The sequence below is a fragment of the Aquabacterium sp. genome (assembly GCF_016195855.1).
In the GTDB taxonomy this organism is placed as follows: domain Bacteria; phylum Pseudomonadota; class Gammaproteobacteria; order Burkholderiales; family Burkholderiaceae_C; genus Aquabacterium.
In genome coordinates this window covers 1-24,675 of the sequence record NZ_JACPYU010000014.1, presented here as the reverse complement: position 1 = coordinate 24,675, position 24,675 = coordinate 1, and the positions used below count along the sequence as shown (strand labels likewise).

At 62.5% G+C, this 24,675-nt stretch carries 24 protein-coding genes and 1 tRNA gene; 20 read left to right on the top strand and 5 right to left on the bottom strand.

All coding sequences use genetic code 11. From position 1 onward, the window contains the following. Positions 1-12 precede the first annotated feature (12 nt). The 6 genes from ispE (at position 13) to HY019_RS11800 (ending at position 4,258) form a co-directional block, all read left to right on the top strand. Complete coding sequence (gene ispE / locus HY019_RS11825; protein WP_290692288.1) at positions 13-903, top strand: 4-(cytidine 5'-diphospho)-2-C-methyl-D-erythritol kinase; 891 nt, start codon at positions 13-15, stop codon at positions 901-903. 145 nt (positions 904-1,048) lie between these two features. Further along, positions 1,049-1,125 (top strand) — tRNA-Gln (locus HY019_RS11820). A gap of 151 nt (positions 1,126-1,276) precedes the next feature. Continuing rightward, positions 1,277-2,239: a ribose-phosphate pyrophosphokinase gene (locus tag HY019_RS11815; protein ID WP_290692286.1), complete on the top strand. Its 963-nt coding sequence runs from the start codon at positions 1,277-1,279 to the stop codon at positions 2,237-2,239. An 83-nt stretch (positions 2,240-2,322) separates the two neighbouring features. After that, positions 2,323-2,946: a 50S ribosomal protein L25/general stress protein Ctc gene (locus HY019_RS11810; RefSeq protein ID WP_290692284.1), complete on the top strand. Its 624-nt coding sequence runs from the start codon at positions 2,323-2,325 to the stop codon at positions 2,944-2,946. Between the two features lie 92 nt (positions 2,947-3,038). Continuing rightward, the gene (gene pth, locus HY019_RS11805; protein WP_290692282.1) at positions 3,039-3,692 is read left to right on the top strand and encodes an aminoacyl-tRNA hydrolase; all 654 of its coding nucleotides are present in this window, start codon (positions 3,039-3,041) and stop codon (positions 3,690-3,692) included. A gap of 53 nt (positions 3,693-3,745) precedes the next feature. Continuing rightward, entirely contained in the window at positions 3,746-4,258 is a 513-nt protein-coding gene (locus HY019_RS11800) for a hypothetical protein (protein ID WP_290692280.1), read from the top strand. 35 nt (positions 4,259-4,293) lie between these two features. On the opposite strand, the gene HY019_RS11795 is transcribed toward HY019_RS11800, so the two are convergent. From HY019_RS11795 to rsmD, 3 genes are all read right to left on the bottom strand, one after another. Continuing rightward, on the bottom strand, positions 4,294-4,548 hold the full coding sequence (locus tag HY019_RS11795) for a YfhL family 4Fe-4S dicluster ferredoxin (protein WP_290692278.1): 255 nt from the start codon (positions 4,546-4,548) through the stop codon (positions 4,294-4,296). A gap of 30 nt (positions 4,549-4,578) precedes the next feature. Then, entirely contained in the window at positions 4,579-5,079 is a 501-nt protein-coding gene (gene coaD, locus HY019_RS11790) for a pantetheine-phosphate adenylyltransferase (protein ID WP_290692276.1), read from the bottom strand. Positions 5,080-5,162: 83 nt separating this feature from the next. Beyond that, complete coding sequence (gene rsmD, locus HY019_RS11785) at positions 5,163-5,828, bottom strand: 16S rRNA (guanine(966)-N(2))-methyltransferase RsmD (protein ID WP_290692274.1); 666 nt, start codon at positions 5,826-5,828, stop codon at positions 5,163-5,165. Between the two features lie 58 nt (positions 5,829-5,886). Between rsmD and ftsY the strand changes: the two genes are divergently transcribed. Then, positions 5,887-7,053: a signal recognition particle-docking protein FtsY gene (ftsY, locus tag HY019_RS11780; protein WP_363302769.1), complete on the top strand. Its 1,167-nt coding sequence runs from the start codon at positions 5,887-5,889 to the stop codon at positions 7,051-7,053. 70 nt (positions 7,054-7,123) lie between these two features. Here ftsY and HY019_RS11775 read toward each other — a convergent pair whose 3' ends face one another. Together HY019_RS11775 and ffh are read right to left on the bottom strand one after the other, a co-directional pair. Continuing rightward, the gene (locus tag HY019_RS11775; protein WP_290692272.1) at positions 7,124-7,987 is read right to left on the bottom strand and encodes a DUF2726 domain-containing protein; all 864 of its coding nucleotides are present in this window, start codon (positions 7,985-7,987) and stop codon (positions 7,124-7,126) included. A gap of 189 nt (positions 7,988-8,176) precedes the next feature. Then, positions 8,177-9,556 carry a signal recognition particle protein gene (ffh, locus tag HY019_RS11770; protein ID WP_290692270.1) on the bottom strand — a complete coding sequence of 460 codons (1,380 nt, stop codon included), beginning with the start codon at positions 9,554-9,556 and terminating at the stop codon, positions 8,177-8,179. 32 nt (positions 9,557-9,588) lie between these two features. Here ffh and ccsA point away from each other — a divergent pair, with 32 nt between their 5' ends. The 13 genes from ccsA to HY019_RS11705 all read left to right on the top strand — a co-directional run. After that, entirely contained in the window at positions 9,589-10,449 is an 861-nt protein-coding gene (gene ccsA, locus HY019_RS11765) for a cytochrome c biogenesis protein CcsA (RefSeq protein WP_290692268.1), read from the top strand. Positions 10,450-10,467: 18 nt separating this feature from the next. After that, positions 10,468-10,704, top strand: a complete 237-nt coding sequence (locus HY019_RS11760; protein WP_290692265.1) for a PP0621 family protein — start codon at positions 10,468-10,470, stop codon at positions 10,702-10,704. An 11-nt stretch (positions 10,705-10,715) separates the two neighbouring features. Then, entirely contained in the window at positions 10,716-12,581 is a 1,866-nt protein-coding gene (locus HY019_RS11755) for an ATP-binding protein (RefSeq protein WP_290692263.1), read from the top strand. After that, a complete protein-coding gene (locus HY019_RS11750; RefSeq protein WP_290692261.1) occupies positions 12,578-14,095 on the top strand; it encodes a sigma-54 dependent transcriptional regulator in 1,518 nt (505 codons plus the stop codon). Before HY019_RS11755 ends, HY019_RS11750 begins: the two co-directional genes overlap by 4 nt. 6 nt (positions 14,096-14,101) lie before the next feature. Then, a complete protein-coding gene (gene ampD / locus HY019_RS11745; protein ID WP_290692259.1) occupies positions 14,102-14,713 on the top strand; it encodes a 1,6-anhydro-N-acetylmuramyl-L-alanine amidase AmpD in 612 nt (203 codons plus the stop codon). A 275-nt stretch (positions 14,714-14,988) separates the two neighbouring features. Then, the gene (locus HY019_RS11740; protein WP_290692481.1) at positions 14,989-17,868 is read left to right on the top strand and encodes a ribonucleoside-diphosphate reductase subunit alpha; all 2,880 of its coding nucleotides are present in this window, start codon (positions 14,989-14,991) and stop codon (positions 17,866-17,868) included. 235 nt (positions 17,869-18,103) lie between these two features. After that, positions 18,104-19,318 (top strand): ribonucleotide-diphosphate reductase subunit beta, encoded by a 1,215-nt coding sequence (locus HY019_RS11735; RefSeq protein ID WP_290692257.1) that lies wholly within the window; start codon positions 18,104-18,106, stop codon positions 19,316-19,318. A gap of 171 nt (positions 19,319-19,489) precedes the next feature. Continuing rightward, positions 19,490-19,954, top strand: coding sequence for a histone H1-like DNA-binding protein (locus HY019_RS11730; RefSeq protein WP_290692255.1), 465 nt, complete (start codon positions 19,490-19,492; stop codon positions 19,952-19,954). Positions 19,955-20,048: 94 nt separating this feature from the next. Beyond that, positions 20,049-20,396: a DUF167 domain-containing protein gene (locus HY019_RS11725; protein ID WP_290692253.1), complete on the top strand. Its 348-nt coding sequence runs from the start codon at positions 20,049-20,051 to the stop codon at positions 20,394-20,396. 146 nt (positions 20,397-20,542) lie between these two features. Next, positions 20,543-20,734: a hypothetical protein gene (locus tag HY019_RS11720; RefSeq protein ID WP_290692251.1), complete on the top strand. Its 192-nt coding sequence runs from the start codon at positions 20,543-20,545 to the stop codon at positions 20,732-20,734. A gap of 110 nt (positions 20,735-20,844) precedes the next feature. Beyond that, the gene (gene ettA / locus HY019_RS11715) at positions 20,845-22,509 is read left to right on the top strand and encodes an energy-dependent translational throttle protein EttA (protein ID WP_290692248.1); all 1,665 of its coding nucleotides are present in this window, start codon (positions 20,845-20,847) and stop codon (positions 22,507-22,509) included. Positions 22,510-22,833: 324 nt separating this feature from the next. Then, positions 22,834-23,859 carry a hypothetical protein gene (locus HY019_RS11710; RefSeq protein WP_290692246.1) on the top strand — a complete coding sequence of 342 codons (1,026 nt, stop codon included), beginning with the start codon at positions 22,834-22,836 and terminating at the stop codon, positions 23,857-23,859. A 213-nt stretch (positions 23,860-24,072) separates the two neighbouring features. Next, the coding region (locus HY019_RS11705) for a putative solute-binding protein (RefSeq protein ID WP_290692244.1) at positions 24,073-24,675 on the top strand (603 nt) is incomplete at its 3' end.

The following is a 24,675-nucleotide window of genomic DNA, read 5'->3' as shown; positions in this document are numbered from 1 at the left end:
TGCCCTTGCGCCATGCCCAGCCTGCACAACCTGCCCGCTCCCGCCAAGATCAACCTGTTCCTGCACGTGACGGGCCGGCGCAGCGACGGCTACCACCTGCTGCAGTCCGTCTTCATGCTGATCGACTGGCAAGACACCCTGCACATCGATACTCGCAGCGATGGTCAGTTACGTCGCCACGACCTCAATGTGCGACTGCCTGACGACGACCTGTGCCTCAAGGCCGCCAGGCTGCTGCAGACTGAGAGCCGCACCTCGCAAGGCTGCGACATCCGCATCCACAAAGAGGTGCCTTGGGGCGCAGGCCTGGGTGGCGGTAGCTCCGATGCGGCCACGGTGCTGCTGGCGCTCAATCAGCTGTGGGGCCTGAACTGGTCACGCACACGCCTGGAGGCACTGGCGGTGAAGCTGGGCGCCGACGTGCCCTTCTTTGTGCGTGGCCGCAACGCCTGGGTCGAAGGCATTGGCGAATCCATCACCCCGATCAAGTTGCCCGCCGGCGTGCTGAACACCCCTTTGGCCCTGCTCAAACCGCCTGTTGCGATCCCCACCGTGGCGATTTTCGGCAACGAATCCCTCAAGCGCGACACAAAGCATGCTATAGTCGAAGACTTTCTTGCAGCGCCCCGGTGCTTTGGCAGAAACGACTTGCAGGCTCCCGCAGAGTCTTACAGCAGTCAGATCAGTCAAGCGCTGGCGATCATGCAGAACCGCTTCGGCAACAGCCGGATGACGGGCTCAGGCAGCACGGTGTTTTCGTGGATCACCACAGACACCAGCCGCCAGACACCCAGCCTCCAGCCAGCCGATCTGGGCCTGGATGATCCCGCATGGGTCGGTCGCGTCAGTCGCGGTCTGATTCAGCATCCACTGCTTGATTTGCTTGATTCGATCCCTGATTGATCTGCAAATTAAACAGTGAAGATTCTGAGCAACAGACTTGAATGACACGAAAAACCGGCTATAATGCGAGGCTCTGAACAAGAGTGCAGCTTACAAGGTTGCAGCACAATGAAGTAGCAATACATCAATGCGCTGTGTCCTGTGTAGGGGAATCGCCAAGTTGGTTAAGGCATCGGATTTTGATTCCGACATACGAGGGTTCGAATCCTTCTTCCCCTGCCAAATAATTCGTTCGATCCACTGATCGAACATCACCTGCCCTACACCTTCCGCGAAGGCTGTTATTCCTGACCGCAGTCAGGAACTCCTCAGGGCAAGGTGCTGGGCAGATGCTATTTTCGCCATCAGTCCCACGTTCTACGATCGGCCCGCCATGCTCTCCGATACCGTTCTGTTCACCGGCAACGCCAACCCGGCGCTCGCCCAGGAAATCGCCACCAACCTCGGCATCTCGCTGGGCAAGGCCTCGGTGGGCCGCTTCTCGGATGGTGAAACCACGGTCGAGATCCAGCAGAACGTCCGCGGTCGCGAAGTGTTCGTGGTGCAGTCCACCTGCGCCCCCACCAACGACAACCTGATGGAACTGCTGATCATGGCAGACGCCCTCAAGCGCGCGTCTGCCCAACGCATCACGGCCGTCATCCCCTACTTCGGCTACGCCCGCCAGGACCGTCGCCCGCGCTCGACCCGCGTGCCCATCTCGGCCCGCGTCGTGGCCAACATGCTCGAAGCCGTCGGCGTCAACCGCGTCCTGACCATGGACCTGCACGCAGACCAGATCCAGGGCTTCTTCAACATCCCCGTCGACAACATCTACGCTTCGCCCGTGCTGCTGTCCGACCTGCAGGCCAAGAAGTACGAAGACCTCGTGGTCGTGTCGCCCGACGTCGGTGGCGTGGTGCGCGCCCGTGCGCTGGCCAAGCAACTGGGTTGCGACCTGGCCATCATCGACAAGCGCCGCCCCAAGGCCAATGTGTCCGAAGTGATGCACGTCATCGGTGAAATCGACGGCCGCAACTGCGTGATCATGGACGACATGATCGACACCGCCGGCACCCTGGTGAAGGCTGCCGAAGTGCTCAAGGAGCGCGGCGCCAAGAGCGTGTACGCCTACTGTACGCACGCCGTGTTCTCCGGCCCCGCCATCGAGCGCATCAAGAATTCGCATCTCGACGAAGTCGTGATCACCAACACCATTCCGCTCAACGACAGCGCCAAGGGCACCGGCAAGATCCGCCAGCTCACCACCGCTTTCCTGTTTGCGGAAACCATCCGCCGCATCACCGATGGTGAGTCGGTGACGTCGCTTTTCTCGGAACAGAACAACAACTTCTGATCCGTTTTCGTTGACCGGGCCGTCGCAGGTTCGGTCTTTTTACAGCGCCTGGTCGCGGGCGCTATACCAACTTGGAGTACTCCATGAAATTCACCGCCTTCGAGCGTAGCCTGCAGGGGACCGGAGCGAGCCGCCGCCTGCGCATTTCCGGCAAGACACCTGGCATCGTTTACGGTGCTGGCGCCGAACCCAAGAACATCGAGCTGGACCACAACGCGCTGTACCACGCCATGCGCAAGGAAGCCTTCCACTCGTCCGTCCTCGAGATGGACCTGAATGGCAAGGTTGAAAAGGTCCTGCTGCGTGACTACCAGGCTCACCCCTACAAGCCTCTGGTCCTGCACGTTGACTTCCAGCGCATCGACGCCACCACGCGCATCCACAAGAAGGTGCCCGTGCACTTCGTGGGCGAGGCCGAGTCGCCTGCCGTCAAGGTTGACAAGTGCATCATCAACCACGTCACCACCGAGCTGGAAATCGAGTGCCTGGCTGAACAGCTGCCTGAATTCCTGACCTGCGACCTGAGCAAGGCCGTCAAGGGCCAGACCTTCGGCGTGGACGACCTGGGCCTGGCTGCCCACATCAAGGTGCTGACGCACGGCCGCAAGGCCCCGACGCTGGCCACCGTGGTCGAGCCCGTGGAAGAAGTCATTGCCGCCCCCGTGGCCGCTGCCGAACCCGCCAAGGGCAAGAAGGGCAAGAAGTAATTCTTGTACCTCTGCCATTGCGCAGTCAGTCAAGCCCCGCTTTGGCGGGGCTTTTCTTTTTGTGGATGCCACTCAGATAATCCGCACCCATCATGATTCGACTGTTTGTAGGTCTGGGCAACCCCGGCCCGGAATACGAAGACACCCGCCACAACGCCGGCTTCTGGTTCATTGACGACCTGGCCCGCCGCCTGGGTGTCACCCTGCTGCCCGACCGCGCCTACCATGGCCTGGTGGCCCGCGCGAACACGCCGCAAGGGCCTGTGTGGCTGCTGCAGCCCCAGACCTACATGAACCTGTCTGGCAAATCGGTGGCCGCACTGGCCCGCTTTTTCAAGATCACCCCGGAAGAAGTGCTGGTCGTGCACGACGAACTCGATCTGCTGCCCGGGCAGGTCAAGCTGAAAAAGGGCGGCGGCCATGGCGGCCACAACGGCCTGCGTGACATCCACGCCCAGCTGGGCACCCCCGATTACTGGCGTCTGCGTCTGGGCATTGGCCACCCCGGCGTCAAACACGAGGTGGCCAACTTCGTGCTGCGCAAGCCGCCGCAGTCAGAGCGTGAAGCCATCTTCAAATGCATCAGCCAGTCGCTGGATGCCGTCGACGCCATGCTGGCGGGCGACATGAACAAGGCCGTCACGGTGGTGCATGCCCAACCGCCACGCCCCAAGCCACCCCGCAAGGAGCCGGCAGACAAGCCCATTGAATCAGGCAAGACGCCCCCCGAGGCGCCACCAGGCTGAGCACCACGCCAGCCGGATTGCCTGGACCACATACAAAACAAGGAGGAAGGTTCATGACATCCCGGACACGCATCATCATCAAGACGCCAGGCCAGCGCAGGGTCGCCATGGTGGCAGCCGCCCTGCTGCTGGGCATCGGCGCCATGGCGCACGCCCAAACCACCCACAGCACCCAGCCCGCCAAGGCCAACCAGACCTGGCGTTGCACCAGCCCGGCCGGCGTGGTCTCTTACAGCCAGCAAGCCTGCGAAGGGCAAGCCGAGCTCAAGCAGATGGCGGACGACCGAAGCGCCAGCCAGTTGCGCCAGGCACGCAACAACAACCTGCGCGACACCAAACTGGCCAGGCAGATGCAACGCGAGCGCCGCCATGAGGAGCGCATGGCCAGCCTGGAACGGCCCGTGTCACTGTCGAAGAACAAGCCGCACGTCATCAAGGCCACAGCCAACGACCACAGGCCCAAACCCATCAGCGACCAGACGCGCGCGGTCAAACTCAGGTCAGAGAAAAAGCAGACCGGCCGAGCTGGCACCCTGGACAGCCAGGGCTCGCCCATTCGGCCCTGAAGCAGTTGTGGGCAAAAACGAGAGAGCCCGGTCGCTCAGGCTGCCTGCTCCTGCAAGCGCCGGAACTTGGCCCACAGCTGATCTTTGGACTCGATGTGCTCCGGGTTCACCGGGATGCACTCCACCGGGCAGACCTGGATGCACTGGGGCTCGTCAAAGTGCCCCACGCACTCCGTGCACTTGGCCGGGTCGATCACATAGATGGTCTCGCCCATCGAGATGGCCTGGTTGGGGCACTCGGGCTCGCACACATCACAGTTGATGCATTCGGAGGTGATGGTCAGGGCCATGTACTTCTACCTTGCTTGCTCGGCGACGACTCACTCGGCCTTGCGGTTCACGCGTTCGTGCAGGCGCGCCAGCACGCTGGGCGCCACGAACTTGGACACATCGCCACCGAGCATGGCGATTTCGCGCACAAAGGTGCCCGACACAAACTGGTATTGATCCGAGGGCGTCAGGAACACTGTCTCGACATCCGGCATCAACTGGCGGTTCATGCCCGCCATCTGGAATTCGTACTCGAAGTCGCTGACGGCACGCAGGCCACGCACCACCACCTTGCCGCCATGCCCGACCACGAAATCGCGCAGCAGCCCTGAGAAAGCAATGACCTCGACATTGGGATAGTCACGCGCGAGCTCCTTGGCCATGGCCAGACGCTCGTCAACAGAGAACATCGTGCGCTTGTGATGGCCGGCTGCCACAGCCAGGATCAGGCGACCAAACAGGTGGCTGGCGCGACGCATCAGGTCGGCGTGCCCCAGGGTCATGGGGTCGAAAGTACCAGGGTAGACGGCGGTCAGCTTGGATGAGGTCAATCGGGGCTCCGATGGTGAAGGCGCCTGAGCAGCCGGATCTGGCGCGACAGGTCGCAGTGTAAGGTGCAGTTTGTGAGGCGTGCTCAAGCCGGCTGAGCAGCCACGCGTCGAAAAAGGTGAAAGTGCACTGCGCCCGCCTGCCCCTGTCGGTGCGGCGCCAGTTGGGCTATCAGCTGGGCATGTTGATCAGCTTCGGGCAACTGCGGCAGCAAGGCAGGCGACTCCAGGTAGATCCAGCCACCATCCGGCACACAGTTGAGTGCCCCCTCAAGGGCAGCCCAGAACAGCCCCTCATCAAAAGGCGGGTCCAGAAAGACCAGATCAAAGAGCCCTGCCTGACGCGCCTGACGCATCCAGCTGATGGCATCGGCTTGCATCACCCGAACCTGGGTCGCCTTGAGTTTGGCCTGCGTTGCTTGCAGGCTGCGCACCAGGCCGGGCTCACGCTCCAGCAACAGCACGTCCTCGGCCCCACGCGATGCGGCCTCAAAACCCAATGCGCCACTGCCAGCGAAGGCGTCCAGCACACGCCAACCCGACAGATCCTGCCCCAGCCAGTTGAACAAGGTTTCACGCACGCGGCTGGGCGTGGGGCGCAGGCCCGCTGACACCGGCACCGGCAAGACAGAGCGCTTCCACTGCCCACCGATGATGCGCACTTCCTGCGCGGCGGTCCGGGCCACGGCTTGAACCGCTTTGGTCTGCGGCCCTTTGATCGGGCTGGGTTTGGGGGGGCGTGTTGCGCTCATGTTGTTCAGTCGTGTGTTGGCACGTATTGTAAAAACCCATGCCTCTTACAATGTGCCCATGTTCAGTTTCATCAAGAAAAAGCTGGGATGGGGTTCCGCTCAGCCTGAGTCCACACCCGCTCAGCCCTCCGGCGATGCCGACAAGGTGGGTGGTGTGCCTGCGGCTCCCGCGCAGCCTGCGACCGCGCCCGCGGTGGTGGCCAGGGCAGCCCCCCCTTCGCCTGCTGAGCAGCGCCCTGTTCATGCGCCGGCTGCGCAAGCCGCGCCCGTCGAGCCTGCGATGGCTCCGTCAGCGCCTGCGCCAGTACCAGAGCGCCGCTCCTGGCTGGACAAGCTGCGCGCCGGCCTGCGCAAGACGGGCTCCAGCATCGCCCAGGTTTTCACCGGCACACAGATTGACGACGCGCTTTATGAAGAGCTGGAGTCCGCCCTGCTGATGGCCGATGCGGGGGTGGCGGCCACCGAGCACCTGCTGGCCGACCTCAAGCACCGCGTCAAGGAGACCAAGGCCACCGATCCCTCGCAGGTCAAGGGTCTGCTGATCGATGCCATCACCGAGTTGCTACAACCGCTGGAGAAGTCGCTGGTCGTGGGCCTGCACACGCCCACCGTCATCATGGTGGCCGGGGTCAACGGGGCTGGCAAGACCACGTCGATCGGCAAGCTCACGCGCCATCTGTCTGACGCCGGGCAGAAGGTGCTGCTGGCTGCGGCCGACACCTTCCGCGCTGCTGCGCGCGAACAGTTGCTGGTGTGGGCTGATCGCAATCATGTGGAAATCGTCAGCCAGGAAGGCGGCGACCCCGCTGCCGTGACCTTCGATGCCGTCCAGGCCGGCCGCTCACGCGGCTGCGATGTGGTGATTGCCGACACGGCCGGTCGCCTGGCCACGCAATTGCACCTGATGGAAGAGTTGCGCAAGGTCAAGCGCGTGATTGGCAAGGCCATGGAGAGCGCCCCGCACGAGGTGCTGCTGGTGGTCGATGGCAACACGGGCCAGAACGCGCTGTCACAGGTCAAGGCCTTTGATGAGGCGCTGGGCCTGACCGGCCTGATCGTCACCAAGCTGGACGGTACGGCCAAGGGTGGCGTGCTGGCGGCGATCGCGCTGTGGTCGCGCCAACGTCACAGTGCCGTGCCGGTGTACTTCATTGGCGTGGGCGAAAAGCTGGAAGACCTCCAGACCTTCAGTGCCCGCGAATTTGCCCAGGCGCTGCTGGCCTGAGTATCAAGGCCCTGCGACGACGAGCGTCGCCGTCAGCAGGGCCGATCAGTTGGACCGATCAGTTGATCAGTCAGTGGCGACGCGCCACAGGCGGCGCATCGAGCGGCATCGCGTCCGAATCCAGATCATCGAACCAGGTGGAGGGCGGCGGCTCCTTGCGCTCGTTCTCGGGCGTGTCGTCGGCATAGGCCCATTCATCCAGTGCCACATCCACCGTCTCGTTGACGCTCATGCCGTTCATGGCGCCAGTCGGGCTCTGCATGGAAGCCACCACGGCAGCGGCTTCGGCATCACGCCGCGCCACGGTCACGTCCTGGTAGCCAGAGCGACCCGATGTGTTGATGGCCGCGCCCAGAATCGCTTCGCGGGCCACGGCGGCCCCGGGCAGTGCCCCTTCAAGCCAGACATGAACAGGAATGCGCGCCGCTTGCAGCACACGGTCCATGCGGGCATGGCGACGCTGGCTGCGCTCTTTCTCGCGTGACATGGGCTGGCGGATCTCCACCACCGCGATGACCTGCGAGGCCATGTCGCAGACCACCAGGTCAGCGCACAGGGAGCCGACTCGGCGCAACCATTCGCTGTAGGAATTCTTGGTGGGCACCTTGATGAAACGTGCCACCGGCACCTGCGCCAGGATGACGTGATCGGGCATGGCCTTGCGTAGAACGTGATAAGCATCACGCTCGCTCACGGTCAACACGCGGGTGGCCATCGGCTCCCAGTCCATCAGGGTGTCCAGGTTGTCCTGCATGCTGGGCCCGCTCTTGCGGCCAAAACGTGCCTTGCCTTCCTGCCTGGACTTCGAGCGCGGTGCATCACCACGCCCTGCCCGCCCGGAGGCAGCCTGGTGATTCTTGCTGTACCACCACGCACCCGCAATGCCTGCAGATCCCAGAATGCTGGCGACCAAAACCGGCCAAGTCGATACCATGTCCATCATTTTTCAGGCCTTCCTGCCCAAGCTCACCACGGGCAACCAACACCCGGACTCATCAGGCTCTTCGGCTACCAAACGGATCGACTGAAGGCCTCGGTTGCACACGCAACACAAGTCACACACGCTAACAGGCACCCCAAAGAGGGTCAATCGGGTTTACAGACAGGGTCGTGACAAGCCGTATCAGCGGCCCATGCCCGGCATGCCCTTCATGCCACCCATGCGTTTCATCATCTTGAAAAGGCCGCCGCCTTTCATCTTCTTCATCATGGTCTGCATCTGCTCGAACTGGTTGAGCAGGCGGTTGACATCCTGAATCTGAACGCCCGCACCTTGTGCAATGCGGCGCTTGCGGCTGGCCTTGGACTTGCCATCCATCAGCAAAGCAGGTTGGCGGCGCTCCTTGGCCGACATCGAGTTGATGATGCCTTCCATGCGGCGCATGTCGCGCTCGGCCTTGCCCATGTCGGCCTGCCCGGCCTTGGCGGCCAGCTCGGTGGGCAGCTTGTCGATCAGGCCGGACAGCCCGCCCATCTTCTTCATCTGGCTGATCTGGGCCAGGAAGTCATCGAAGTCGAAATCGGCACCGGCCTTGACCTTGTCGGCCAGCTTTTGCGCCGCAGCGATGTCGACACCCTTTGTCACTTCTTCGACCAGGGCCACGATGTCGCCCATGCCCAGCACGCGGCCGGCATGGCGGTCGGCGTCGAACACTTCCAGGCCGTCGATCTTTTCAGAGACACCGGCAAACTTGATGGGCACGCCCGTGATCTGGCGCACGGACAGTGCGGCACCACCACGCGAGTCACCGTCCAGCTTGGTCAGCACCACGCCGGTCAGCGGCAGGGCGTCCTTGAAAGCCTTGGCGGTGTTGACCGCGTCCTGGCCCTGCATGGCGTCCACCACGAACAGGGTTTCGACCGGATTGAGCAAGGCGTGCAGGTCCTTGATCTCGGTCATCAGCACTTCGTCGATGGCCAGACGGCCGGCCGTGTCGAACAGCAGCACATCAAAGTAATGGCGCTTGGCGTAGTCGATCGCGGCCAGCGCAATGTCATGCGGCTTCTGGCTGGGGTCGGACGGGAACCACTCGGCACCAGCTTGCGCCGTCACGGTCTTGAGCTGCTCGATGGCGGCAGGTCGATAAACGTCTGCCGAGACCGTCAGCACCTTTTTCTTGCGCTTTTCAATCAGGTGCTTGGCCAGCTTGGCGGTGGTCGTGGTCTTGCCCGCGCCCTGCAGGCCCGCCATCAGGATGATCGCCGGCGGCTGGGTGGCCAGGTTGATGTCGGACACGCCCTCGCCCATCGTGGCGGCCATCTCCTTCTGGACGATGCTGACCAGCACCTGCCCCGGGGTCAGCGACGATACGACCTCCTGGCCCAGGGCCTTCTCCTTGACTCGGGCGATGAAATCCTTGACGACCGGCAAGGCCACGTCGGCCTCCAGCAGCGCCATGCGGACCTCGCGCAACATGTCCTGCACGTTGGCTTCGGTGATGCGGGACTGGCCGCGCATGGTTTTAACCAGGCGACTCAGTCGTTCAGTGAGGTTGGATGCCATGAAATAGCTGCTTGTGCTCTTAAACTCGTCACATGATTTTATCGCTCGCCTCGTTCACGTCGTTCACGTCATGGCCCAGTGGCCTGGCGGTGCTGGCTTATGTGGTGGCCAGTGCATGGCCTCAACGTACCTCCAGCGAGGACAAAAACCAGGATCGGCCCGTCTGGGCTGCCTTGTGCCTGGGCTGGCTGGCTCAGGCCCTGGCCATCCTGCTGGACACGGTTGCGTTTGACGGCCCCACCCTGCATGCGCGCTTCGGCTTTGCGCCAGCCCTGTCTGTGACCACATGGCTGGTGCTCGCAGTCTATGCCATCGAGAACCGCCGGCTGGGATTACCCAGCGTGCGGCGCGCTCTGGCGCTGCTGGCCGCCATCGCCGTGGCGCTGGCCTGGCTCTTTCCCGGGCAAACCCATCCGCAAAACGTGCCCCCCCTGGCCCCACTCCACTGGCTGACCGGTTTTGCGTCCTACGGCCTGATCGGCGCTGCGCTGCTGCATGCGGCCCTGCTGCGTCATGCCGAAAAACAACTGCGCGCCAAGCCGGTGTCAGGCCAGATCCCCAGGCCCAGTCCATCCGGGCAGGCCCTGGGCATGCCGCTTTTGCGGCTGGAGTCCCTGACCCTGCGTTTTGTCGGTGCGGGTTTCGTGATGCTCAGCCTCACGTTGCTGCTGGGGGCCTTGTTTGCCACGCCGTGGCGCTGGGACCACAAGACCATCTTCTCCGTGCTGTCGTGGCTGGTGTTTGCCGTGCTGCTGATCGGCAGGGCGCGCTTTGGCTGGCGGGGCCGCCAGGCGGTGCGCTGGCTGGTTGCGGGCTCGGCGCTGCTGCTGCTGGCTTATGTCGGCTCCCGCTTCGTGCTGGAAGTGGTGCTGCACCGCTCCACGGCGGTCTGATCGCGCTGCGGGGCAAGCATGCTCAAGTACCTCCTGATCGCCCTGCTTGTCATCTGGCTGTTTTACTCGCCAGCGCTGCGCGGCAAACGCACAGGCGCCAAGCCGGCAGCCAAACCCGAACCGCCTCGCGCTGAAAACATGGTGCAATGCGCCCATTGCGGCGTCCACCTCCCCGAGGGCGACAGCACCAAGGACGAACAAGGCCGAACCTATTGCAGCCAGGCACACCGGCAAGCCGGCCCCAGGCAGGTTTGAGCCACGCACCCATGTCATCGTCCCGAGACTCTCACGCATCCTGGTTTGGCGAGCCCCCCGCAGCCGGCACCACCGTCTGGGCGGACCCAGGCTCAACCGAAGCCGCGTTCGCAGACAGCACGCAGCTCAACCCTCATCCGCCAGCCACCGGCAAGCCAGGCGCAACCGCTGCCGACACCACGGCATCCGATGCCAACCGGCCATCCTTTCATCGCATCTACCGGGCTTTTCTGACAGCCCGCTTTGCACTGGCGGTGGTGCTGCTTGGCCTCGTCGTGGGCTACTGGGCTTTGGGCAACCGCCCCCCTTTGTGGATGCTGATGTCCACCCTGGGCTACGCCATCGTCACCTCGGCGCTGCTGATCTGGCCCAACCACGCACGGGCCACCCGCCCTGACCTGCAATCGCTCAGGCCACGCGAGGCCCTCGTGAGCGTGGGCATTGACCTGGGCTTTTTCGCCGCCATGCACTACCTCAGCGGCAGCACCCTGAACTCGCAGGCGCTGCTGGTCCTGCCTGTGCTCATGGCCGCTGTGCTGATGCCCCGCGTGCTGGCGCTGGGGGTGGCAGCGGCAGCCACCCTCAACCTGCTGGGCGCCGCCCTGCTGCAAGGCCAGGACAGCGGCAACCTCACATCCTTGCTGGCCCAGGCGGGCTTGACCGGCTTTGGCCTGTTTGCGATTGCCGCACTGGCCAGCGAGCTGTCTGCTCGCCTGGCCAAGGAAGAGCGCAGCGCCCGGGGCAGCCTGGAGCTCGCCCGGCAGCAAGCCCAGCTCAATCGCCTGGTGATCGAGGAAATGAGCGAAGGCGTGATGGTGGTCGACCGCCAAGGGCGTGTGCGCACGGCCAACCCGGCTGCCAGGCGCTTGCTGGCCGCGCAAGGCCTGCTTCCCCCCGCCCCCTTTCAGTTGCGCGGGGTCCCGTCATGGCAAGGCCTGATCGCGGCCGTCGAGAAAGCGCTGGGCAACCCCCAACGCGCCGAAGACGGGCAGGAAGTCAAGCTCCAGTTCGACGACCAGACCCAGCGCGAACTGCGCCTGCGCGTGCGCTTCACCAAAGGCAAGGGCGGGCGCACAACAGAAGACATGTGCGTGATGCTGCTGGAGGACCTGCGTGCCGTCCGTGCACGCCAGCGCCAGGACAAACTCGCAGCCATGGGCCGCATGTCGGCCGGCATCGCGCACGAGATCCGCAACCCGCTGGCCGCCATCTCGCAGGCCAATGCCCTGCTCGCCGAAGACGCCGCCACACCAACCCAGAAAAAGCTGACACAACTGGTGACCGACAACGTTGCCCGCCTCAAACACATCATCGATGACATCCTGGCAGTTGCCCCAGGCGTGCGCCCACCCGCCCCGGCCATCGACCCCATCGAAACCATCGTGGCGATCTGCAACGACTGGCGCAGCACGCAAGGCCTGGCCATGGGCGAAGACAGCCTGTTGGACATCGACACCTCCGGGTGCCAGCGTGCCCCCACCTACCCGCACCTCAAGATCCGCTTCGAACCAGAGCACCTCCAGCGCGTGCTGGTCAACCTGCTGGACAACGCCCTGCGCTACAACACCGGCGAGCCCGGCGCCATCAGCGTCTGCCTGCGCTGGATGCCTTCGGCTGACCCAGCCGGGCTGCTGATGCTGTCGGTGTCCAATGACGGCGAACCGGTCTCGGCAGACACCGAGCGCTCCCTGTTCGAGCCCTTCTTTTCCACACGCAGCCGAGGCACGGGGCTGGGCCTGTATATTTGCCGTGAACTGTGCGAGCGGCATGGCGCCAACATCGACTACCGCCTGCACCCTCCGCCCGTTCGCCACCGCAATGAATTCTTCGTGACGGTGCCTGTTGAACCCAACGGCCAGATCCACCAGACAGCATGAGCTCCTCCAACCACCATCGCCTGCTTGTCGTGGATGACGAACCCGATCTGCGCACGCTGTACGAGCTGACCTTGCTGCGCGAAGGCTACGACATCGAAACGGCCGGGAGTGTTGAAGACGCCAGGCTGCTGCTGGCCGAGCATCGCTTCAGCGCGGTGATCACCGACATGCGCCTGCCCGATGGCACAGGCCTGGACATCCTCAGGCAGATCGAAGCAGAAGGCCGCCCGGAAAAAGCCATCGTCATCACGGCGTATGGATCGGCGGAAAACGCCGTCAGTGCACTCAAGGCCGGCGCCTACGACTACCTGACCAAACCCGTCGACCTCAAACAGTTCCGCGCGGTCATCGCTTCGGCCCTGAACGACGAAGCGCCGCCACAGGCGCAAGAGCTCGCTCCCGGCGCCCCCACCCCCTCCGCCGGCCACGTCGCCGTGCCAAGCGAGAAGAGCCGCTCGGCCCTGTCTCGACTGGCTGGCGGCAGCCCCTGCATGCAGCAAGTGCGGGTGCTGATCGACAAGGTCTCGCGCAGCATGGCCCCCGTGCTGCTGTGGGGCGAATCAGGCACAGGCAAGGAACTGGTCGCGCGCGCCATCCACGATGTCAGCAACCGCGCATCGCAACCCTTCATCGCCGTCAACTGCGGCGCCATTCCTGAACAATTGCTGGAAGCGGAGTTCTTCGGCTTCCGCAAAGGGGCCTTCACCGGCGCCAGCGAAGAGCGTGAAGGCTTCTTCCAGGCGGCCAACGGCGGCACCTTGTTCCTGGACGAAATCGGCGACCTGCCCCTGGCGATGCAGTCCAAGTTGCTGCGCGCGATCCAGGAGCGGGCCGTGCGGGCCGTCGGGGCCACACAGGAAGTCCATGTGGACGTGCGCATCATCAGCGCCTCCCACAAGGATCTGCAGGCCGAGGTCCATGCCGGGCGCTTCAGGCAAGACTTGTTCTACCGCCTCAACGTCATCCAGATCACCTTGCCGGCCTTGAGAGAAAGGCTGGAAGACCTGCCGATGCTGAGCCAGCGCATCCTGGAGCGCATCGCGCACGAGTCCGGCATGACCGGCGTGCCGCAACTGAGCCTGGCAGCGCAATCGGCCCTGCTCAGCCACCGTTTCCCGGGCAATGTGCGCGAACTCGAAAACCTGCTGCACCGCGCGGTGGCCTTGAGCACCCAGCACATCCTCGAGCCCGAGGACCTGGGGCTGGCCACGCCCGCACCGTCGCTGGAAACGATCGAGGTTGAAGTAGCAGCGCCAATCCACTTGTCAGGTACGCCCCAGACCCATGCGCCCCTTCCAAGCGATCTGGTCGCCCACCTGGACCAGATCGAGCGCGACATCCTGGTGCAGGCGCTTGAAAAACACCGCCTCAACCGCACGGCGGCCGGCGCGAGCCTGGGCTTGTCGCTGCGCCAGATGCGCTACCGCATGGCGCGCCTTGGCGTGCAGGTCAACGACCAGGGCATCGTGCTGGGCGAGCGCTTTGACCCGGACGCCGACACAGAGCAAGGTTGAACGCCCATGCCTGATGACACCGGCAACCCCGGCCATCCCCTCTGGCGAAACGGTTGGTACGAGCCAGCACGCCAGGTGCCCTCCCCCAACTTCGGGCCACGCCCTGCGCAAGCCCGCATCACGCTGGCCGTGGTCCATTCGATCAGCCTGCCACCGGGGCAGTACGGTGGTGACGAGATCGAACAGCTGTTCACCAACCAGCTGGACTGGAACGCCCACCCCTATTTCGAACAGATCCGCGGGGCCGAGGTCTCAGCCCATTTCGTGATCCGCCGCACCGGCGAGATCTTGCAGTTCGTGTCGGTTGACGACCGCGCGTGGCACGCTGGCCGTTCTTGCTGGCAAGGTCAGGACAACTGCAACGACTACAGCGTCGGCATCGAGCTGGAAGGGCTGGAAGACACCCCATTTGAGCCGGCCCAATACACGGCCCTGGCCACACTGCTTGATGCGCTCAAACAACGCTGGCCCATCCACCAGATCGCGGGCCATGAACACATTGCACCAGGCCGCAAACGCGACCCGGGCAAGGCCTTCGACTGGGTCCATTTACAGGCCATCACAGACTGGCCGACAGCCCAGCTAGCAGGGTTGAACACCCCGATTCGCAACGCCTAACCGCCTTGCGCTCGGCTGTCATGCCGACTTCCCCCATTGGCGATTTCCCTTGTTTTTCCCCCTGTTCGCGGGGTGGGCAGAAAAAGGCGTTATAGTCACGGCCAGACACTACAGGTAGTGCTTCACGGCACCCCAAACACCAGATATAGTGTCCTCCGCAGTTGGCAGTTGTGACCACAACTGCCTGATTTCAACAGGCCAGACACCGCACCCATGCGCGTGATCGGCCTGGCGATCCTGAAGGGAATTACATGCAAACGTCCACGCCCAGCACCATGCCTACCCCTGCCTCTGTTCTGCCCGGCGCCGCCGCCGTGGCGGTCGAGCCGCGTCAGTCCGCGTACTCCGCTTACCAGATCATCCGACGCAATGGTGCGGTCGTCTCGTTCGAACCCAGCAAGATCGCCGTGGCCCTGATGAAGGCCTTCCTGGCCGTCCATGGCACGCAAGGTGCCGCATCGGCTTCCGTGCGCGAAACCGTCGACGGCCTGACCGAAGCCGTGGTGCGCGGCCTGCTGCGCTCGCGTCCAAGCGGCGGCACCTTCCACATCGAAGACATCCAGGACCAGGTCGAGCTGTCGCTGATGCGCGGTGGCCACCACGAAATCGCCCGCGCCTACGTGCTGTACCGCGAGCGCCGTTCGCAAGAGCGCGCCAAGCAAGCTGATGCACAGCAAGCCGCCGCCCTGCCCACGCTGACCGTGATCGACCGCGGCCAACGCGTCCCCCTGGACCTGGCTCGCCTGCAAGGCCTCATCGTGGAAGCCTGCTCAGGCCTGGGCGACGACGTCAAGCCCGGCCCCATCCTGGCCGAGACCCAGCGCAATCTGTATGACGGCGTCTCCATCGACGAGGTCTACAAGGCCGCCATCCTGGCCGCCCGCACCCGCATCGAGCACGACCCGGCCTACACCCGCGCCACCGCCCGCCTGCTGCAACACACCATCCGCCGCGAAATCCTTGGCGACGAGGTGACGCACGCTGAAATGGCCACGCGTTATGCCGACTACTTCCCCGGCTATATCAAGAGGGGCGTGGAAGCCGAGCTGCTCGACGAACGCATGCAGCAGTTCGACCTGGCCCGCCTGGGTGCTGCGCTTAAATATGAGCGCGACCTGAACTTCGACTACCTCGGCCTGCAGACCCTGTACGACCGTTACTTCCTGCACCACAACGGTCAGCGCATCGAAATGCCCCAGGCATTCTTCATGCGCGTCGCCATGGGCCTGTCGCTCAACGAAATCGACCGCGAAGCCCGCGCCATCGAGTTCTATGAACTGCTGTCCTCGTTCGACTTCATGTCGTCCACCCCGACGCTGTTCAACTCCGGCACCCGCCGCTCGCAGCTGTCCTCCTGCTACCTGACCACCGTCCCTGACGACCTCGACGGCATCTACGAAGCCATCAAGGAAAACGCCCTGCTGTCCAAGTTCGCTGGCGGCCTGGGCAACGACTGGACGCCGGTGCGCGCCCTGGGCTCGCACATCAAGGGCACCAACGGCAAATCGCAAGGCGTCGTCCCCTTCCTGAAGGTGGTCAACGACACGGCCGTGGCCGTGAACCAGGGCGGCAAGCGCAAAGGTGCCGTCTGCGCCTACCTGGAATCGTGGCACCTGGATGTCGAAGAATTCCTGGAGCTGCGCAAGAACACCGGTGACGATCGCCGTCGTACCCACGACATGAACACGGCCAACTGGATCCCCGACCTGTTCATGCGCCGCGTGATGGAAGGCGGCGACTGGACCCTGTTCTCGCCCGCCACCTGCCCCGACCTGCACGACAAGTTCGGCAAGGCATTCGAAGAGGCTTACACCAACTACGAAGCCAAGGCCGATCGCGGCGAGATCAAGCTCTTCAAGCGCGTGAAGGCCACCGACATGTGGCGCCGCATGCTGTCGATGCTGTTCGAAACCGGCCACCCCTGGATCACCTTCAAGGACGCCTGCAACGTTCGCTCCCCTCAACAGCACGTGGGCGTCGTGCACTCGTCGAACCTGTGCACCGAGATCACCCTGAACACCAACGGTGGCGAAATCGCCGTGTGCAACCTGGGTTCCGTGAATCTGGCACAGCACATCAAGGATGGCGCCATCGACCAGGAGAAGGTCAAGAAGACGGTGAAGACGGCGATGCGCATGCTCGACAACGTCATCGACATCAACTACTACGCCGTCAAGAAGGCACGTGACTCCAACCTGCGTCACCGCCCCGTCGGCCTGGGCATCATGGGCTTCCAGGACGCGCTCTATCAATTGCGCACGCCTTACGCCAGCCAGGAAGCGATTGAATTTGCCGATCGCTCGATGGAAGCCGTCTGCTATCACGCCTACTGGGCTTCGACCGAACTGGCCGAAGAGCGTGGCCGCTACTCCAGCTACCGTGGCTCGCTGTGGGACCGCGGCATCCTGCCGATCGACTCGCTCAAGCTGCTGGCCGAGCAACGTGGCGGCTACGTTGAAGTCGACACCTCGACCTCGATGGACTGGGACGCCCTGCGCGCCCGCATCGCCATGTTCGGCATGCGCAACTCCAACTGCGTGGCCATCGCCCCGACGGCTACCATCTCCAACATCATTGGTGTGGATGCGTCGATCGAGCCCTGCTTCGGCAACCTGTCTGTGAAGTCCAACCTGTCGGGCGAGTTCACCGTGGTCAACGAGTACCTGGTGCGCGATCTCAAGAAGCTGGGCCTGTGGGACGACGTCATGGTCATGGACCTCAAGCACTTCGACGGTTCGCTGCGCCGCATCGACCGCGTGCCTGAAGACCTCAAGAACCTGTACGCCACCGCCTTCGAAGTTGAACCGGTGTGGCTGGTTGAAGCCGCATCGCGTCGCCAGAAGTGGATCGACCAGGCTCAGTCGCTCAATATCTACATGGCTGGCGCGTCGGGCAAGAAGCTCGACGAGACCTACAAGCTGGCATGGCTGCGTGGCCTCAAGACCACCTACTACCTGCGCACCGTGGGCGCCACGCATGCAGAGAAGTCGACGGTCTCTCGCGGTCAGCTCAATGCCGTGTCCAACATGGTGGGTGGCGGCATGAACGCTGCACCGCAGCAAGACGCGGCACCTGTTGAAGCCGCATCAGCAGAGCCCGCAACCGACATCAAGTTCTGCTCGATCGACAACCCTGATTGCGAAGCTTGTCAGTGATCGAAGCCCATCAGTAAGTTCATCAACCAGCATCAACGACAAGGCCTCGACATCTCATCAAAGATGCGAGGCCTTGTTCAACTGATGGTTTGAACTGAGCTTCAAAACGTACTCAATCGATGCCTTCTTGAAGTTTTCGATGCAAGCCCGCAACAACCACGGGGCTTTCATGTCAAGAAGTGCTTGGTGTTTTTAACAACACCCTTTCATAATCCGACTCCATAGGATGTTAACCATGCTGGTCTGGGAAGACGACTCCTCCAAATCATCTTCAACGCCAATCGGTTCTGTGCCCTCTTCGCTCGGCGATGCACGGAACACGGCTTCGTCACCTCTCGCGACAGGCCTGACCAACGTTGCATCCGGCACCTCCAGTGCAAGCACCATGGCCACCCACACACCCACGCCTTCAACCACCACCGGTGGTTCGACACGTCGCGTGAACGTGGCCGACAAGCGCATCATCAATGGTCAGACCGACGTCAACCAACTGGTGCCCTTCAAGTACAAGTGGGCCTGGGAAAAGTACCTGGCCACCTGCGCCAACCACTGGATGCCACAAGAAGTGAACATGTCTCGCGACATCGCCTTGTGGAAAGACCCCAATGGCCTGAGCGAAGACGAGCGCCGCATCATCAAGCGCAACCTCGGCTTCTTCGTGACAGCGGACTCGCTGGCCGCCAACAACATCGTGCTGGGCACCTACCGCCACATCACCGCGCCCGAGTGCCGCCAGTTCCTGCTGCGCCAGGCTTTTGAAGAAGCCATCCACACCCACGCCTACCAATACATCGTGGAGTCGCTGGGCCTGGATGAGTCCGAGATCTTCAACGCGTACCACGAAGTTCAATCGATCCGCGACAAGGACGAGTTCCTGCTTCCCTTCATCGAAGCGATCATGGACCCGAACTTCAACACCGGCACGATGGAGACCGATCAGACCTTGCTGAAGTCGCTGATCGTGTTCGCCTGCCTGATGGAAGGTCTGTTCTTCTACGTGGGCTTCACCCAGATCCTGGCGCTGGGCCGCCAGAACAAGATGACCGGTGCAGCCGAGCAGTATCAATACATCCTGCGCGATGAATCGATGCACTGCAATTTCGGTATCGACCTCATCAACCAGCTCAAATTGGAAAACCCGCACTTGTGGACTGCGCAATTCAAGGCAGAAATCAAGGCACTTTTCATTAAAGCTGTGGAACTGGAATACCGATACGCTGAAGACACGATGCCACGTGGTGTGTTGGGCTTGAACGCGTCCATGTTCAAGGGTTACCTGCGCTACATCGCCAACCGTCGTGCCACGCAAATTGGCCTGGAAGAGTTGTTCCCCAATGAAGAGAACCCCTTCCCCTGGATGAGTGAAATGATTGATTTGAAGAAGGAACGCAACTTCTTCGAGACCCGAGTTATTGAATACCAGTCGGGCGGTGCCCTGTCCTGGGATTGATTCCTAAGTGCCGCAAAGAGTGCACAAGAGCAAAAGGATCAACCCGGATATGTCCACCTGACTTACCCCATTCATCACACCGCGCTCAGATCCTAGGGGGCGATGGGTGATGGATCCCTGTACTGCAATCCGCAGTGCAGTGCTCTTTGCAACTTGATCAAGGAGATCCGTATGGCAACTGCAAAAAAAGTGGCACCCAAGAAGGCTGCCCCGGCTAAGAAGGCCGCTGTGAAGAAGGCTGCGCCCGCCAAGAAGGCCGCCGTGAAGAAGGCCGCTCCGGCCAAGAAGGCTGCTGTCAAGAAAGCTGCACCCGCCAAGAAGGCCGCAGTGAAGAAGGCTGCACCCGCCAAGAAGGCAGCGGTCAAGAAGGCTGCAGTGAAGAAGGCCGCTCCGGCCAAGAAAGCTGCTGTCAAGAAGGCTGCGCCCAAAAAGGCCGCGGTGAAGAAGGCTGCAGTCAAGAAGGCTGCACCGGCTAAAAAGGCTGCTGCCAAGAAGGCGCCCGCCAAAAAGGCCGCTGCCAAGAAGCCTGCCCCCGCCAAGCCTGCCCCTGCCCCTAAAAAGGCAGCCGCTCCGGCCGCAAAGACCACGCTGAGCCCTCAAGCCGCATGGCCTTTCCCGACGGGCAACAAGCCCTGATTCATTCAACATGAATCAGCATCAGTGATGAACTGATGTTTCCCAACCCGGCTTCGGCCGGGTTTTTCTTTTGTCGAAGCACACGCGGCCCGACATGAGCACCACCACACCCACGCCACCCTCTTCATGGCCCTGCCTTCGCATCGACGGCAAGGGCAAGGCCCAGCGCGCCGTGCTGGACATCAGCGTCTCACCCAACGCCAAAAAGACCGAGCTGGTGGGCTGGCACGATGGGGCCCTGCGCGTGCGGCTGGCCGCCCCACCGGTAGATGGCGCCGCCAACGACGCACTGCGCAAATGGCTGGCCAAGGAAATGGGCATCCCTCAAAGCCAGGTTGAACTGCTGCGAGGCGCATCCGGACGACGAAAGCAATGGGCACTGGACACCGAGCCAGAAAAAGTCATGGCCTGGCTGGCCAGCCAACCCACATTGCAAAACTGAGCCCCGCATCCCGGCAGTCCCCTTTCATCACCCCTTAATCAAGCGCTACCCGATCCCCAGGCGCAGGGCTACAGTGCCTGCATGCCCGTAGCGCCTCGCCCCTCGCTCGGCAAAGACAGTACTGATGGGGGCAGGAGATCCAGGCCATGTCGCACCACAACGCCCCCGAACCCAGCCAGACTCAGCTGCAAGAGGTTCAAGCCGCCCTGTTCAGCCTGCGAGACGGCCTGATGAACCTGAAGATGTCACTGCAGGAGCTGGCCTTCATGACCGACGAAAACGCCCAGCGCGAGGCCATGACCGAGGCAGAAAACCTGATCATGCGCCTGCGCGGATGAATCACCGCGGATAAAGGCCGCGGATAAACGCCCCGAAAAAACGCAAAGGGCCGCTGCTTGCCTTAAGCTACGCGGTTTGATCCAAGTTACTCGCTTCGAGCGAGCGCGCCATGGCCCAGTACGTTTTTACAATGAACCGCGTCGGGAAGATCGTCCCCCCGAAGCGTCAGATCCTCAAAGACATCACCCTGAGTTTTTTCCCGGGCGCCAAGATCGGCGTGCTGGGGGTGAACGGCTCCGGCAAGTCCACCTTCCTGAAGATCATGGCAGGCGTGGACAAGGACATCGAGGGCGAAGCCGTCCCGATGCCTGGCATCAAGATCGGCTACCTGCCTCAGGAACCCGTGATGAACCCGGAGCAGACCGTCCGCGAAGCCGTTGAAGAAGGCATCGGCGGCGTATTGGCCGCCAAGAAGCGCCTGGACGAGGTCTACGCCGCGTACGCCGAAGAGAACGCCGACTTCGATGCCCTCGCCGCCGAACAAGGTGAGCTGGAGGCCATCATCGCCGCTGGCGGCTCCGAGAACACCGACCTGCAGCTTGAACTGGCCGCCGACGCCCTGCGCCTGCCCGCCTGGGACGCCGTCATCGGCAACCTGTCCGGTGGCGAAAAGCGCCGCGTGGCCCTGTGCCGCCTGCTGCTGTCCAAGCCCGACATGCTGCTGCTTGACGAACCCACCAACCACTTGGACGCCGAGTCCGTGGACTGGCTGGAGCAGTTCCTCAGCCGCTTCTCCGGCACTGTGGTGGCCATCACCCACGATCGCTACTTCCTGGACAACGCTGCAGAGTGGATCCTCGAGTTGGACCGTGGCGCCGGCCACCCCTACAAGGGCAACTACTCCGACTGGCTGGAGGCCAAGGAAAAGCGCCTGGAGGCCGAACAGAAGACCGAAGACGCACGCGCCAAGGCCCTGAAGCAGGAACTGGAATGGGTTCGCAAGAACACCAAGGGCCGCCAGGCCAAGAGCAAGGCCCGTCTGGCCCGCTTCGAAGAGCTGAGCGACGTCGAATACCAGAAGCGCAACGAGACGAACGAAATCTTCATCCCCGTGGCCGAACGCCTGGGCAATGAGGTCATCGAGTTCAAGAACGTCACCAAGTCCTTTGGCGACCGCTGCCTGATCGACAACCTGAGCTTCAAGGTGCCCGCTGGCGCCATCGTCGGCATCATCGGCCCCAACGGCGCGGGCAAGTCCACGCTGTTCCGCATGATCCAGGGCGTCGAGACACCGGACAGCGGTGAAGTCGTGATCGGCAAGACCGCCCAACTGGCCTTCGTGGACCAGAGCCGTGAAGGCCTGGCTGCCGACAACACCGTGTGGCAGGACGTTTCGGGCGGCCTGGACAACATCGTCGTGGGCAAGTTCGTGATGCCCTCGCGCGCCTATCTGGGCCGCTTCAACTTCAAGGGCAACGATCAACAGAAGCTGGTGGGCAACCTGTCCGGTGGTGAACGTGGTCGCCTGCACCTGGCCAAGACACTGGCTCAGGGCGGCAACGTGCTGATGCTTGACGAGCCCTCCAACGACCTGGACGTCGAAACCCTGCGCGCACTGGAAGACGCCCTGCTGGAGTTCGCCGGCAGCGCCATGATCATCTCCCACGATCGCTGGTTCCTCGATCGCATCTGTACGCACATCCTCGCGTGCGAAGGCGACTCGCAATGGTTCTTCTTCGATGGCAACTATCAGGAATACGAAGCAGACAAGAAGAAGCGCCTTGGCGAAGAAGGCGCACGCCCCAAGCGTGTGCGCTTCAAGCCCATTCGTTGAACCACATTGCACACTGCGCTCGAAGCCCGTCACTGACGGGCTTTTTTTATTCACTTTCGCTTGCCATTCAGGGGCTATCCCTAGGGTTTCCAACAGAGGGGGCACCCCCTGCGGGGGCTAGAATTTCGTGGAATTTTTGGCATTGGCAGATGCGCCCAAAGTGCCTGGTAAAAGCCAGGTACACGATGGATTCAGGGACCCGGGACGAGGTTTGCCACGTGACAAATGGACCTTGCCCCACGCCCTTGAAGGACGTCGGCCACAACACACCGGCTCTGGCCCCGAAGCTGGTGAACACTGATGATTCTTGTTGGAGACTTCTTGATGACCTCTCGGATTAACCGCCTGCTCACGTCGACCGTGCTGGCCATTTCGGCGATGACCATGGGTGGCTGCGCCCTGATCGAATCCAACGTGAGCGGCACGACCCTCAGCATCCTGGAGGACGGCTTCACCCCACCCACGCTGCAAACACGCGACGTGGAAATGGCCTGCAGCTTTGCCACCGTCAACGGCCCGCTGGTTGGCGCTGCACGCAACTTCTACGGCGACCCATCCCTGATGGAAACCGTGCTGATGTCTTCCGCTGGTGTGTGCTCTGAGAACCAGGCCATCGCCGAAGAAATGCGCTACATGCGTGCTGCTCGCGAGAAGCGTGCTGACGAGGCGCAGGATGCCCGCATCGCCCAGAAGCGCCTGCTGGCTGTCGCTGCCGAGCGCCAGTACACGGCCTTCTACCGCATGCGGACCAAGATGGAGCAGAAGTACTTCATCAAGTACGGCACCGACTGCCCTCGCTTCAAGCGTGACTTCGATGAACTGGTCTATCTGCTGGGCTCCGTGTCCGGCCTGCAAGCCATGCAGAACGACATCGCGGCTCAACAGACCGTTGGCGTGCCCACCGACACCGCACCGCTGGTCGAGAAGGCTTTGAAATGCCTGGACAACACCAAGTGGTGGGGCGCACCCAATGCGGCTCGCGCTGCCGTGTGGAGCATCATCCCCGGTGGTGGTGAAGGCAAGGACATCAAGGGCACCTTCGAAACCTCGATGAAGCTGGGCGAAGCAGCTGGCGTTCGCCTGTCGCACGTGATGGCTGCTGTGGCCGCCCAATCGGTGGACGACAAGGCCGTCGTGCGTGAGACCATCAAGCGCTTCACGGCCAACAAGGACTTCAAGGCCAACCCCGACTACCGCCTGATCGATGCGATTTCTCAATCGCAAATGGTCAACGTCTCGGACCGCATGTGGACACAGGCCACGGGTACGCGCACACCGATGGGCAGCCTGGGCAAGTTCTGGGATGAGAAGGCCGGCGGCGACGTCGATGCCGACAGCTTCCTCAAGTGATCCGCACCGATAAACGATAGGTAAAACCCCAAGGGAATTCCCTTCCCCCGTGTGTGTGGGTGGGGGTTTACCTCAAGAAACCTTCAACCAGATATAGTTACAAAGCTAACGATCCAGACCACCACAGGTGGTCACTTTCAAGTGCCGAAAATCGGCAAAGCTCAGGGGTCCCGTCAATGGGCCCCTGACTTTTTTTGGTATCGAGGAGACATCATGAAGTTGGTCAAGAAAATGAGCCAAACCAGCCTGGCCGTGCTGGTAGCCATGGGGGCAGCGACATCCGCCCAGGCAGCTCAGAAAGTTTGCGTTTACGACTTGCTGGGCACTGCTGGCGACCTCTTCAACATGGCCAAGGACTACGCGGTGGCCATGCAGAAGTTTGGTGGCAACATCGAGCTCAAGGGTTACACCGATGAGCGCGTGGCCTCCGAAGATTTCCGCACCGGCCAATGTGATGGCGTCATTGCCACCGCCTTCCGCACCCGTCAGTTCAACCCCGTGGCCGGCTCAATCGACACACTGGGTGCCACCACCATCGTCAAGGACGGCAAGATCGACATCGCCGCCAGCTACGACGTGGTCCGCAAGATCATCCAGACCTACGCTTCGCCTGCTGCAGCCAAGCTGATGGTCGACGGCAACTATGAAATCGGTGGCATCACGCCGCTGGGCGCTGCCTACCCCGTGCTGAACGACCGCAAGGTCAACACCGTGGAAGCCCTGGCCGGCAAGCGCATTGCCTCGTTCGACTACGACAAGGCGCAGGCCGTGATGATCCAGCGCATCGGTGCGCAGCCGATCTCCGCCGACATCACC